Annotated in this window: 12 protein-coding genes; 4 read left to right on the top strand and 8 right to left on the bottom strand. The window is 72.4% G+C overall.

Annotated features, from left to right (window positions below):
- Positions 1–128: 128 nt before the first annotated feature.
- From WFH25_RS09460 to WFH25_RS09445, 4 genes are all read right to left on the bottom strand, one after another.
- The gene (locus tag WFH25_RS09460; protein ID WP_071294540.1) at positions 129–1,529 is read right to left on the bottom strand and encodes a class II fumarate hydratase; all 1,401 of its coding nucleotides are present in this window, start codon (positions 1,527–1,529) and stop codon (positions 129–131) included.
- 119 nt (positions 1,530–1,648) lie between these two features.
- A complete protein-coding gene (locus WFH25_RS09455) occupies positions 1,649–2,263 on the bottom strand; it encodes a carbonic anhydrase (RefSeq protein ID WP_070416758.1) in 615 nt (204 codons plus the stop codon).
- Positions 2,264–2,331: 68 nt separating this feature from the next.
- Positions 2,332–2,970, bottom strand: a complete 639-nt coding sequence (locus tag WFH25_RS09450) for a DUF4245 domain-containing protein (RefSeq protein WP_309778862.1) — start codon at positions 2,968–2,970, stop codon at positions 2,332–2,334.
- Positions 2,967–3,212: an exodeoxyribonuclease VII small subunit gene (locus WFH25_RS09445; protein ID WP_336697501.1), complete on the bottom strand. Its 246-nt coding sequence runs from the start codon at positions 3,210–3,212 to the stop codon at positions 2,967–2,969. Before WFH25_RS09445 ends, WFH25_RS09450 begins: the two co-directional genes overlap by 4 nt.
- Positions 3,213–3,297: 85 nt before the next feature.
- Between WFH25_RS09445 and WFH25_RS09440 the strand changes: the two genes are divergently transcribed.
- A complete protein-coding gene (locus WFH25_RS09440; protein WP_336697500.1) occupies positions 3,298–4,041 on the top strand; it encodes an alpha/beta hydrolase in 744 nt (247 codons plus the stop codon).
- 76 nt (positions 4,042–4,117) lie between these two features.
- On the opposite strand, the gene xseA is transcribed toward WFH25_RS09440, so the two are convergent.
- Positions 4,118–5,353 (bottom strand): exodeoxyribonuclease VII large subunit, encoded by a 1,236-nt coding sequence (gene xseA / locus WFH25_RS09435; RefSeq protein ID WP_070416755.1) that lies wholly within the window; start codon positions 5,351–5,353, stop codon positions 4,118–4,120.
- A gap of 124 nt (positions 5,354–5,477) precedes the next feature.
- On the opposite strand from xseA, the gene WFH25_RS09430 reads away from it, so the two are divergent.
- Together WFH25_RS09430 and WFH25_RS09425 are read left to right on the top strand one after the other, a co-directional pair.
- On the top strand, positions 5,478–6,542 hold the full coding sequence (locus WFH25_RS09430; protein WP_083295030.1) for a 4-hydroxy-3-methylbut-2-enyl diphosphate reductase: 1,065 nt from the start codon (positions 5,478–5,480) through the stop codon (positions 6,540–6,542).
- Positions 6,539–7,270, top strand: coding sequence for a DUF6264 family protein (locus WFH25_RS09425; RefSeq protein WP_336697499.1), 732 nt, complete (start codon positions 6,539–6,541; stop codon positions 7,268–7,270). Before WFH25_RS09430 ends, WFH25_RS09425 begins: the two co-directional genes overlap by 4 nt.
- 23 nt (positions 7,271–7,293) lie before the next feature.
- Here WFH25_RS09425 and WFH25_RS09420 read toward each other — a convergent pair whose 3' ends face one another.
- Together WFH25_RS09420 and fbaA are read right to left on the bottom strand one after the other, a co-directional pair.
- Positions 7,294–8,553 (bottom strand): M18 family aminopeptidase, encoded by a 1,260-nt coding sequence (locus WFH25_RS09420; RefSeq protein ID WP_336697498.1) that lies wholly within the window; start codon positions 8,551–8,553, stop codon positions 7,294–7,296.
- A 94-nt stretch (positions 8,554–8,647) separates the two neighbouring features.
- Positions 8,648–9,676, bottom strand: a complete 1,029-nt coding sequence (gene fbaA / locus WFH25_RS09415) for a class II fructose-bisphosphate aldolase (protein ID WP_070416752.1) — start codon at positions 9,674–9,676, stop codon at positions 8,648–8,650.
- A 160-nt stretch (positions 9,677–9,836) separates the two neighbouring features.
- On the opposite strand from fbaA, the gene glpX reads away from it, so the two are divergent.
- Positions 9,837–10,826, top strand: a complete 990-nt coding sequence (gene glpX / locus WFH25_RS09410) for a class II fructose-bisphosphatase (protein WP_079238384.1) — start codon at positions 9,837–9,839, stop codon at positions 10,824–10,826.
- A 175-nt stretch (positions 10,827–11,001) separates the two neighbouring features.
- Here glpX and rmuC read toward each other — a convergent pair whose 3' ends face one another.
- Positions 11,002–12,264 carry a DNA recombination protein RmuC gene (gene rmuC / locus WFH25_RS09405; RefSeq protein WP_070416751.1) on the bottom strand — a complete coding sequence of 421 codons (1,263 nt, stop codon included), beginning with the start codon at positions 12,262–12,264 and terminating at the stop codon, positions 11,002–11,004.
- Between the last annotated feature and the right edge of the window lie 70 nt (positions 12,265–12,334).

Here is a 12,334-nt window from a genome sequence, read left to right as displayed (position 1 = left end):
CCGTTGCGGGCCCTCCCCCCCCCCAACTGGCCCCCCGGCGGGGCGTGTGGGGTGCCGCCCCCCCCGCACGGCCGCCCTGGGGGCGGGGCCCCTGCGGCCCCCGCGCCTCCTGTCCGTGACGGGGTGCGTCAGTTCGGGTGCGTCATGCTGAGCACGTCGAGGGCGCTGTCGAGCTGCTCCTCGGTGACCTCGCCCCGCTCGACGTGGCCGAGGGCGATCACGGCCTCGCGCACGGTGACGCCTTCCTGCACCGCGAACTTCGCGACCTTCGCCGCCGCCTCGTACCCGATCACGCGGTTGAGCGGGGTGACGATGGACGGCGAGGACTCGGCGAACGCGCGGGCGCGGTCGAGGTTCGCCTCGAGCCCGTCGATCGTCTTGTCGGCGAGCACCCGCGAGCTGTTGGCGAGCAGGCGGATCGACTCGAGCAGCGCGGTGCCCATCACGGGGATCGCGACGTTCAGCTCGAACGCACCGGAGGCACCCGCCCACGCGATGGTGGCGTCGTTGCCGATCACGCGTGCGGCGACCATGAGCGTGGCTTCGGGGATGACGGGGTTGACCTTGCCCGGCATGATCGACGAGCCGGGCTGGAGGTCCGGGATGTGCAGTTCGCCGAGGCCGGTGTTCGGCCCCGAGCCCATCCACCGGAGGTCGTTGTTGATCTTCGTCAGGCTGACCGCGATGACCTTGAGCGCACCGGACGCCTCGACCAGGGCGTCCCGGGCGCCCTGCGCCTCGAAGTGGTCGAGCGCTTCGGTGACGGGCAGCCCGGTGTCGCTCGCGAGCTGGGCGATGACCCGCTGCGGGAAGCCCTTCGGGGTGTTGATCCCGGTGCCGACGGCCGTGCCCCCGAGCGGGACCTCGGCCACGCGGGGGAGCGTCGCGTTCACCCGCTCGATGCCGAGACGGACCTGGCGCGCGTAGCCGCCGAACTCCTGCCCGAGGGTGACGGGCGTGGCGTCCATGAGGTGCGTGCGGCCGGACTTCACCGCGTCGGCCCAGAGCGTGGCCTTCGCCTCGAGCGACTCGGCGAGGTGCTCGAGCGCCGGGACGAGGGTGCGGATGAGGGCCTCGGTCACGGCGACGTGCACCGACGTCGGGAACACGTCGTTCGAGGACTGCGAGGCGTTCACGTGGTCGTTCGGGTGCACCGGGGCACCGGCGACCTCGGACGCGAGGGTCGCGAGGACCTCGTTCATGTTCATGTTCGACGAGGTCCCGCTGCCGGTCTGGTAGACGTCGACGGGGAACTGGTCGTGGTGGGCGCCACCGATGATGGTGTCCGCCGCCTCGACCACGGCAGCGGCCAGGGTCGGGTCGACGATGCCGAGCTCACCGTTGACGATCGCGGCGGCCCGCTTGATCCGGGCGAGGGCGACGATCTGGGCCGACTCGAGCCCGCTCCCGGAGATCGGGAAGTTCTCCACCGCACGCTGCGTCTGCGCCCGGTAGAGCGCGGACACCGGCACCCGGACCTCGCCCATGGTGTCGTGCTCGATGCGGAACTCGCCGGAGCTGTCGGTCACGGTGGTCGGGGTGGTGTCGGTCACGTCGTCGTGGTCCTTCCTGGGGTGCTCGCCGGCCGCGGTCGCGCCGGCTGGTGGGTGTCCCGATGGTGTCCGGGACGGGTCGTCGTGGCGGTCGGTCAGGCCTGGCCCACGACGGTGTCGACGGCGACCTCGCCCGTGGTGAGGTCGTAGGTCGCGCCGACGACGGCCAATCTACCCTCGGCGATCGCGTCCGAGACGGCGCCGGAGCGCTCGATCACCTGACGGAGCGTGGCTTCGAGGTGGGCGGCGCCGACGGATTCCTGGGGGACGTCGGCGTCGGTGGTGCGGACGCGCTCGACGCTCGGGGCGATGGCGTCGACGAGGGCCTGCAGGTGCGGGGCGGGGACGGGCTCGCCGGAGCGGGCGGCCGCGACGGCGCCGCACTTGGTGTGCCGGAGGACGACCACGAGCGGCGTGCCGAGCGCGACGACGGCGAACTCGATCGATCCGAGCACGACGTCGTCGACGATCTGGCCGGCGTTGCGGATGGCGAAGAGGTCACCGATGCCGGCGTCGAACACGTGCTCGAACGGCACGCGGGAGTCCGAGCAGCCGAGGACGGTGGCGAACGGTGCCTGCGACCCGGCGAGCTCCGAGCGGCGGTCCGGGTCGATCCGGCCGGTGCGGCGCTTGTCGGCGGCGAAGCGGGCGTTGCCCTCGACGAGGAGTCGGAGGGCGTCGGACGGGGTGGAGGCGGCGCGGTCGGGCATGGGGCTCCTCGGGTGCTTCGGGTGGTTCGGGTCGTGGTCGTGCTGCTGCTGCGGCGGGTGTTGGCTCGTCAGTTCGCGAACTGCTTGCTGACGGCGGTCGCGACGGTCCGGAAGGAGGTGTCGTCGGCGGTGCCGGACAGGACGACGGTGCCCTGGTCGAACGTCGACACGAGCGAGTACGCCTGGTTGCCCGCGTCGTCGCCCTCGGCCCGGCGGTCGTACACGGTCCACTTCGTCCCGGCGATCGTGCGGGTGCCCGTGGCGGCGTGCTGGTCGAGCTTGTTCGACACCCAGGTCGCGTTCGCGTCGATGCCCTGCTGCAGGCCGATGTACTGCTTGTCCGGCGTGAGCAGGCCGACGGTCCAGACGCTCACTCCGTCGGACGTCTTGTCCTGGTAGTCGGCACGGTTGGACGAGAAGTCCCCCGGCAACGCGGGCGCGGCGAGCGTGACGCCCGGCACCTGGGCCTGCGAGGCCACCTGGCGGTAGTCGACCGTCCGGTCGCCGATCGTGGTGTCCGGACGCACGACGACCGCGACGAGGAACAGCACGATGCCGAGCGACGCGATGAGTGCGAGCACGAGGTTGAACGCGGTCTGGTGCTGCCGCCGGGCGGTGCGGGCGGCGTCCTTGCGCGCCCAGGTCTCCTCCGGTGTCTCGGGGCGGCCCAGCTCGGCGACGATCGGGCGGCCGTCGGCGTCGGTCATCGCGCTGCGCCGTCCTCGGACTCGGACGCGGCGCGTGCGGCGTCGAGCCGGGCCCGGGCGCCGACGAGCCACTCTTCGCACCGGGCGGCCAGGGACTCGCCCCGTTCCCAGAGGGACAGCGAGCGTTCGAGCGTGGCCGATCCCTGTTCGAGCTCGGCGACGACGCGCACGAGTTCGTCGCGCGCCGCTTCGTAGCTCAGCGACCGGACGTCGGACTGCTCGGGTTCCTGCTGGGATGACACCCCTCGATCCTACCGAGCGCCCACCGACGTGCCGCCCGCGGGGACGAACCCGTGGACAACTCCCGGCCGCGTAGGGTCTGGGGGCATGACGGACCTCCCCGACGGCGCGACCTGGTACCCGGCCCCGACCGCCCCGGACCCCGCGGACGCGCGACCCGCCGTCGCCCTCGTCCTGCCCGGCGGCGGGTACCACGGCCACGCCGCCCACGAGGGCGAGGGCTACGCCCGGTGGCTCAACACGATCGGCATCTCCGCCGTGGTCTTCGCGTACCCGGTCGCGCCGCACCGGCACCCCGACGCCGTGGTGGCGACCAGGACGCTCGTGCGGGACCTGCGCGCCGGACGGTACCCGGGCCTCCCGTCCGCTCCACGCGTCCTGCTGGTCGGCTCGTCCGCGGGTGGCCACCTCGCTGCCCTCGTCTCGAACGCGCCGACGCCCGACGAACGCGCCGTGTCGGACGTGGACGACCGACCCGACCTCGCGCTGCTCTGCTACCCGGTGGTCTCGATGACCGACCACCAGCACCGGGGGAGCGCGGACAACCTGCTCGGCACGGGGGCGACGGTGTGGGCGCTGGGGGCGCTCGACACGGAGCTCATGGTCGACGGCGCGACCCCGCCGACGTTCCTCTGGCACACCGCCGAGGACCCGGCTGTCCACGTCACGCACTCGCTGCGCTACGGGCAGGCACTCGCGCGTCGGGCGGTGCCGTTCGAACTGCACGTCTTCGAGCGTGGCGCGCACGGGATCGGGCTCGCCGAGGGCACCGGGACCGCTGCCGCGTGGCCGGACGTCGCCGAGGCCTGGCTGCGCGATCGCGGGTGGTGACCACTCGACGCCGCGACGCCCGCCGCGACACCCGCCGCGACGCCCGCCGCGACGCCCGCCGCGACGTCGGCCGGGGTCAGGCCCCGTCCGGACCGGGACCGTCCGGCTCGAGCGTCCCGGTGGCGGTGCCCGCGCCGAGCGTCACGTGCACGGGCGTCGCACCGCTGAGGTCCTCCGAGCCCCGCACCACGCCGCCGTCGGCCGTCTGCACGATCGCGTAGCCGCGCCGCAGGGTGTCCCGCGGGGACAGCGCCCGGAGCCGGGCGGTGAGGTGCCCGACCTCGGAGTGGGAGCGTTCGAGCCGACGGTCGAGGAGTTCACGGGCGCGGGAGAGGTCGCGCGCCACCTCTTCCGCGCGGGTGTCGACGAGCCAGGCGGTGGACGCCAGGGCGGGACGGGAGCGCAGGGCCGCGATCCGGTCCGCCTCGACCGAGAGGGTGTGCGACAACCGGAGCCCGAGTCGTGCCCGCGCCTGCCGGACGTTGGCGAGTTCCTCGGCGACGTCGGGGACCACGCGCTTGGCCGCGTCGGTCGGGGTGGAGGCGCGGAGGTCGGCGACCTCGTCGAGGATCGGCCGGTCGGCCTCGTGCCCGATCGCCGAGACGATCGGGGTGCTCGCAGCGGCCGCGGCACGGACCAGTCCCTCGTCGCTGAAGCCGAGCAGGTTCTGGAAGTCGCCGCCGCCGCGGGCCACGATGATGACGTCGACGGTCGGGTCGGCGTCGAGCTCGAGGATCGCCGCGGTGACCTCGCTCACAGCGCGCTCGCCCTGCACGGCCGTGTGGACCGTCCGGAACTCGACCTGCGGCCACCGGAGCTGGGCGTTGCGCTTGACGTCCTTCTCGGCGTCGGAGTCCTTGCCGGTGATCAGCCCGATCCGGTGCGGCAGGAAGGGCAGGCGCTTCTTCCGGGACGGGTCGAACAACCCTTCCTCGGCGAGGGTGCGGCGCAGGCGTTCGAGGCGCTCGAGGAGGTCACCGAGTCCGACGTGCTTCATCTCGACGACCTGCATCGTCAGCGAGCCGCCCTTGACCCAGTAGTTCGGCTTGACGGCCGCGACGACCCGGTCGCCCTGCTTGATGTCCGCGGGGACCCGGGAGCGCACGCTCGACCAGATCGAGAACGACACCGTGGCGTCGACGTCGACGTCCTTGAGCTTGCCGTAGACGTTGCCGCCCGCGACGTTCCACTGGGTGATCTCACCCTCGACCCAGGCGGTGCCGAGCCGGTCGATCCAGTCGCGGAGCTTCGCGCCGAGCAGCGCGACGGGCCACGGGTCGTCAGCCGTCGGGGGACCCTGTTCGATCGCCAATGTCGTTCCTTCCACGCGGGACGTCCATGCTGCCCGAGACCGGTGACAGCGCGCTCCGGACGGGTTGTCCACAGGTCCGTGCGCGCTCAGCCCGCGCGCGTCCCGCTCACCTATCATCGGGGACGTGACGATCACCAACGGCCACACGGTCCCGCTCGCCCCGCCGCGGGTCCTCGCGGCGCGCGGCCGCCTGCGGGACGAACCGGTCGCCGGCACGAAGAAGGTCCTGCTCGCCGCCCCCCGCGGGTACTGCGCGGGCGTCGACCGCGCCGTCGTCGCGGTCGAGAAGGCGCTCGAGCAGTACGGCGAGCCCGTGTACGTCCGCAAGCAGATCGTCCACAACGTCCACGTCGTGTCGACGCTCGAGCAGCGCGGAGCGGTCTTCGTCGACGACGTCGCCGAGGTCCCGCGCGGTTCGCACGTGGTCTTCAGCGCGCACGGCGTCTCACCGGCCGTGGTGGCCGGCGCCGCCGACCGCGACCTGCACGCCATCGACGCCACGTGCCCGCTCGTCACGAAGGTCCACAGGGAGGCGACGCGCTTCGCGAAGGCCGACCGCACCATCATCCTCATCGGGCACGCCGGCCACGAAGAGGTCGAGGGCACCATGGGCCACGCACCCGACCGCACGATCCTGGTCAACGGACCGGACGACGTCGCCGCGCTCGAGGTCCCCGACCCCGAGAACCTCGTCTGGCTCTCGCAGACCACGCTGAGCGTCGACGAGACGATGGAGACCGTCCGGCTCCTGCGCGAGAAGTTCCCCGCGATCGAGGACCCGCCCTCCGACGACATCTGCTACGCCACCCAGAACCGCCAGGTCGCGATCAAGAAGGTCGCCCCCGGAGCCGACCTCGTGATCGTGGTCGGCTCGGCGAACTCCTCGAACAGCGTCCGCCTGGTCGAGGTCGCGCTGGAGCACGGCGCGAAGGCCGCACACCGCGTCGACTACGCCGCCGAGATCCAGCAGGACTGGCTCACCGGAGTCGGCACCGTCGGCGTCACGAGCGGCGCCAGCGTGCCGGAAGAGCTCGTCACCGAGGTCCTCGACCAGCTCGCGGACGCCGGCTACGCCACGGTGGAAGAGGTCGTCACGGCACACGAGGACCTCATGTTCTCGCTGCCGAAGGAGCTCCGCACGGACGCGTCGGGCAACCCCACGCGCGCACTCGGCGGGCGTCGACGGTGAGCGGGGGCACGGACGGCTGGTCCGCGGTGCCCGCCCGCGAGCCGGGTCAGGTCGTCGATCCCTCCCTCGGCCAGGAGGCGCGGCGCACCCCTGCAACGTCGGCCGACGGTGACGCGCACGGTCGCGTCCACGGCCGTCCGGCACCGCAGTACGGCGAGTACGCGCCCGACGGTTGGGTGAACCCGGTGCTCGTCGAACAGGAGCGCCTCGAGCACGAGGAGCGCTCCCGAGCGGCTGGCGAACGCGAGACCCGTGACCGCCCCGCTCGCGACCGCGATCCCCGTGCCGGCGCCCAGCGGCCCGGCCCGGCGACCGACGGCGGGACGGCTCGCCCGACACCCCTCGCCGGACGCTTCGGCCGCACCCCGATCGACTTCGTCCTGACGGTCGGGCTGCTCGTGATCGGGCTCTGGTCGGTCGTCGAGTCCCTCGCCGTCGGCACCACCGCCTCGACCATCCGGACCCTCGTGGAGCGCCAGTACACCGAGCTGTCCGACCCGGCGGCGCTGTCGACCGCCGTGCTCGTGCGGGCGGTCGTGCTCGTCGTGGTGTTCGTGCTCGTGGCCTGGTGGTCGATCCGACGGCTCCGTGCCCGGCGCTGGACGTTCTGGGTCCCGCTCGTGGGCGGTGTCGTCGCGTCGGTGCTCGGCATCGTGCCGGTGATGGTCGTGCTCTTCCAGGACCCGGCGTTCACGGCGTACGTGCAGCGGATGGCCGCCGGCGGCTGACCCGCCCGCCGGGCGCTCCTGCGTCAGCCGGCCAGGAACGCGGCGACGGCGCCGTGCAGGGACGCGAGGTCGTCGACGTGCACGAGCTCGCGGATCGAGTGCATCGACAGCAGCCCGACGCCGATGTCGATCGTCGGGATCCCGAGCCGGGTCGCCGCGATCGGGCCGATGGTCGAGCCGCCCGGGATCGTGTTCACGTTGACGAACGGCTGCCACGGCACGCCCGCGGCAGCACACGCGGTGGCCCAGACGGCCTCGCCCTTCGCCTCGGTCATGTAGCGCTGGTTCGCGCTGATCTTCAGGAGCGGGCCCGCTCCCGGACGCGGGCGGTTCGTGGGGTCGTGCTTCTCCGGCTGGTTCGGGTGCACGAGGTGCCCGGCGTCGCTCGACAGCAGCCACGAGGCACGGAACGCTCGCGCGGCTTCGGAACGGGTGGCGCCGAGGCCCTCCTGCACACGGCCGAGGACGTCCTCGAGGAAGGGACCGCCGGCACCGGACGGCGTCGAGGACCCGATCTCCTCGTGGTCGAACGCCGCGAACACGGGGATGTGGTCGCCGTCGGCCGGGGCCTCGACGATGCCGCGGAGTCCGGCGTGCACGCTCGTCAGGTTGTCCATCCGGCCCGAGGCGAGGAACTCGCGGTCGATGCCGATCCGGGCCGGCGCCTGGGTGTCGGCGAGGAAGAGGTCCCACGACACGGCACCGTCACCGAGCCGGGCGCGCAGCCACGACACCACGTCCGTCCCACCCGTGTCGCCGTCGACCCCGACGATCGGCAGGGTGTGCCGCTGGCGGTCGATCTCCTTGCCGTCGTTCACGCCGCGGTCGAGGTGGATCGCGAGGTTCGGGATGCGGGCGACGGCGTCGGTGGACACCAGGCGGGCCGTCCCGTCCGCGTCGACGACCCGGCCGGCGATGCGGAGGTCGCGGTCGAACCACGTGGAGAGGAGCGCGCCGCCGTAGACCTCGACGTTCAGCTGCTCCCAGCCGCCGGTGCGCACGCCGGGGTTCGGCTTGATGCGGAACCCGGGGGAGTCGGTGTGGGCGCCGAGGATCCGGAACGGGGTGGTCGGCGTGGCCCCGGACGGCAGACGCCAGGCGATGACGGCACCGTCCCGGACCACCACGTAGGCGCCGGGCGTCGTCGGCCAGGCACCGAGCTCCTCGAGCTCCTCGAACCCCGCGGCGACGAGGCGGTCCCGGGCGGCCGCTGCCGCGTGGAACGCGGTGGGGGACTCGGTGACGAACTGGGCGAAGTCGGAGGCGATGGCGTCGGCGGTCACCCGACCATCGTGGCACGGCGGTGGAGGTGACCGGACGCGGAACGGGGCGCGTCCGTCGGACGCGCCCCGTTCCTCCAGGCTGTTGCTCGGGGTGTCAGCCCTTGGTGTGGCCGGCCGAGCCGAGCACCTTCGCGGCCTCGCCCACGCGAGCCGCCATGGCGGTCTCGGCGACCTTGCCCCAGGCGCGCGGGTCGTACTGCTTCTTGTTGCCGACCTCGCCGTCGATCTTCAGGACGCCCTCGTAGTTCCGGAACATCGAGTCGGCGATCGAGCGCGTGAACGCGTACTGCGTGTCCGTGTCGATGTTCATCTTGATGACGCCGTTGCGGACGGCCTCGTGGATCTCGTCGTCGGTCGAGCCGGAGCCACCGTGGAAGACGAGGTCGAGCGGGTTCTCGCCCGTGCCGTGCTTGGCAGCGACCGAGGCCTGGATCTCGCCGAGGAGCTCGGGGCGGAGCTTGACGTTGCCCGGCTTGTAGACACCGTGCACGTTGCCGAACGTGAGCGCGGCGATCCAGCGGCCCTTGTCGCCCAGGCCGAGTGCGTCGACCACCTTCTCGACGTCGTTCGGGGTCGTGTACAGGGCGTCGTTCGTGCCCTCGTGCTCGACGCCGTCCTCTTCGCCGCCGACGACGCCGATCTCGACCTCGAGGATCGCGTTGATGTTCCGCGTCTTCTCGATCATCGTCTTGGCGATCTCGATGTTCTCGTCGAGCGGCACGGCCGAGCCGTCCCACATGTGCGACTGGAAGATCGGGTTGCGGCCGGCGCGGACCTCTTCCTCGCTCGCTGCGATGAGCGGCAGGACGAAGCCGTCGAGGGCGTCCTTCGGGCAGTGGTCGGTGTGCAGCGCGACGGTGATGTCGTAGTTCTTCGCGACCTCGTGGGCGAACTTCGCCATCGCGAGGGCACCGGCTGCGCGGTTCTTGACGGTGTGGCCGGCGAAGTAGTCGGCGCCACCCGTGGTCACCTGGAGGATGCCGTCCGAGCCCGCCTCGGCGAGGCCCTGGAGGACCGCGTTGATCGTCTGTGACGACGACACGTTGACGGCGGGGTACGCGAACTTGCCGGCCTTCGCTCGTTCGATCATCTCGGCGTACTGTTCCGGCGTTGCGATGGGCACGTGGATCTCCTTCGACTTCGGTGGTGTCCTCGCCGATCGTAGTCAGCCGGACTGGAGGCGCGGTGCGGGTTACGCGGTCGGCCCGCGCCCGGCGTGCACATGCGTCCACGGGCCCGTTGTCCGGACCGTCGGTCGGCTGCCGGTCGGTAGGCTGGCGGTCGTGACTCCCACGACGGAAACCGGCTCCCTGTTCCTCCAGCCCGACCGCAACCTGGCGCTCGAGCTCGTGCGTGCGACGGAGGCCGCGGCGATCCGTGCGCAGCCGTGGGTCGGGCGTGGTGAGAAGAACCTCGCGGACGGTGCCGCCGTCGACGCGATGCGGAAGTTCCTCGGCACGGTGAACTTCGACGGCGTGGTCGTCATCGGCGAGGGCGAGAAGGACAACGCCCCGATGCTCTACAACGGCGAGCACGTCGGCAACGGGCACGGTCCGGCCTGCGACATCGCCGTGGACCCGATCGACGGCACCTCGCTGACCGCCGCGGGCCGCCAGAACGCGATCTCGGTGATGGCCGTCTCGGACCGCGGCTCGATGTACGACCCGTCCGCCGTGTTCTACATGGACAAGATCGCCGCCGGCCCTGAGGGTCGCGGCGTCCTCGACCTCGAGAAGCCCATCGGTGACAACATCCGTGCGCTCGCGAAGGCGAAGGGCAAGGACCTCGAGGACATGCAGATCGCCGTCCTCGACCGTCCCCGCCACGACGAACTCATCCGTGCGATCCGTGCGACCGGTGCCGGCACCCGGCTGCTGCTCGACGGTGACGTCGCCGGTGGCATCGCGGCGGCGCTGCCCGGGTCGACGATCGACATGTGCGTCGGTGTCGGCGGCACCCCGGAGGGCATCATCACGGCGTGCGCGATCAAGGCGCTCGGTGGTGTGATCCTCGGCAAGCTCCAGCCGAAGGACGACGAGGAGCGCGAGAAGGCGATCGCCGCCGGACACGACCTCGACAAGGTCCTCGACCAGGACGACCTGGTCACGGGCGACAACACGTTCTTCGTCGCCACCGGTGTCACCGACGGTGTGCTCGTGGACGGTGTCCGCCGGTCGCGCGGCGTCATCCACACGGACTCGCTCGTGCTGCGGTCCCGCTCGAACACGATCCGCCGCATCCAGGCGGACCACCGCGCCGAGAAGTGGTTCTGATCCGCTGACGCCGCGGCGCGGCCGCGCGGCCGGCGCTGCGCGGCGGCGCGGCGCACATCGCGTTCGCACAACCGAAGTCCGTCCGAACCACGTTCCCGCGTGGTTCGGACGGACTTTCGTTGTGCGGGGCGGGGCGGCGCGGCGCCAGGGCGGCGCCAGCGCGCCGGCGCGGGCGTCAGTCGTCGTCGAGGGCACCGACGAGCTCCGGCGCGGTGAGCAGCCGCGGCTCGTCGGTGATCGTCGCCGGGTCCGCGATGACCTTCGACTCGTCGAGGAGTGACAGCCGCCGGGCACTCGGCAGGACCTGGCGTTCGAGCGACCCCACGAACCGGTTGTAGTCGACCACGGAGCCCCGGATCGACCGCCCGAGCTTGTCGACGTGTCCGGCCATGGTGGCCAGGCGGCCGTAGAGCTCGCGGGAGACGCGGAAGAGCTCGTGGGCTTCTTGTGAGACGACGTCCTGCTGCCACGAGAACGCCACGGTCTTCAGCACCGACCACAGCGTCACCGGCGACGCGAGTGCGATGCGCTTGCGGAACGCGTGGTCGAGCAGCCCGGGGTCGGCGGCGAGGGCGCTCGAGATGAGCGACTCCGACGGTATGAACGCCACGGTGAGCTCCGGCGATGCGTCGTAGCCGGTCCAGTACTCCCGCGCGGCGAGGGCGTCGACGTGGGCCCGCAGTGCCTTGACGTGCTGCCCGATGAGCGCATCGCGCCGGGCTCCCTCGGCGCCGGTCGCGGTCGCCGGGATCTCGGCGGCCTGCAGGTAGGCGCTGAACGGGACCTTGGCGTCGACGGCGATGGTCTTGCCACCCGGCAGGTGCACGACCATGTCGGGGCGCGCGGTGCCGGCGGTCGTGGTGACGGAGGACTGCACGTCGAAGTCGACGCGCTCGAGGAGCCCCGCGGCCTCGACCACGTTGCGCAGCTGGGTCTCGCCCCAGACGCCGCGCGTGCTGTTCGACGACAGGGCGCTGGCCAGCGTGTCGGCGGTGGCGCGCAGGCGTTCCTCGGACTCGGCAGCGGAGCGCAGCTGTGCGGAGAGGGCCCCGTACTGCTCGCTGCGGGACTGTTCGAGCTCGGCGATCTTGGCGCGCATGACGTCGAGCGTCTGGGCGACCGGGCTGAGCGCGGAGAGCACCTTCGACTCGCCCTGGGTCCGGGCGGCGTCGGCGCCGTGCATGCGCTGGACGAGGTGTTCGAGTTCGGCGGCCCGGCGTTCGAGCGAGTCGACCTGCCGCCGGTACTGCGCGTCCTGCGCGTCGAGCCGTTCCTCGGCGTCGCGACGGACCTCGTCGAGGCGCGACCGGAGCGCCTCGGCGCTGGCGCGGGACGTGGCCGCGTCCACGCCGGCGCGGGACCGCGCGAGCGACCAGGCGACGACCGCACCGACGGCGACGCCGATCACGAGACCGATGACCAGGGCGAGGATCTGCATGTCGCGACCTTGGCAGGACCCACCGACACCGCGCCTCCTGGGCCGCCCGAATCCATGTCATGACATTAGG

Source organism: Curtobacterium sp. USHLN213 (assembly GCF_037144815.1).
Taxonomy (GTDB): Bacteria; Actinomycetota; Actinomycetes; order Actinomycetales; family Microbacteriaceae; genus Curtobacterium.
This window is presented reverse-complemented; position numbering and strand designations above follow the sequence as displayed.

What these genes read in the sequence shown, in the direction of transcription:
- WFH25_RS09455 (WP_070416758.1), bottom strand. Translation starts at nt 2,263, where the DNA reads ATGCCCGACCGCGCCGCCTCCACCCCGTCCGACGCCCTCCGACTCCTC.
- WFH25_RS09450 (WP_309778862.1), bottom strand. Translation starts at nt 2,970, where the DNA reads ATGACCGACGCCGACGGCCGCCCGATCGTCGCCGAGCTGGGCCGCCCC.
- WFH25_RS09440 (WP_336697500.1), top strand. Translation starts at nt 3,298, where the DNA reads ATGACGGACCTCCCCGACGGCGCGACCTGGTACCCGGCCCCGACCGCC.
- rmuC (WP_070416751.1), bottom strand. Translation starts at nt 12,264, where the DNA reads ATGCAGATCCTCGCCCTGGTCATCGGTCTCGTGATCGGCGTCGCCGTC.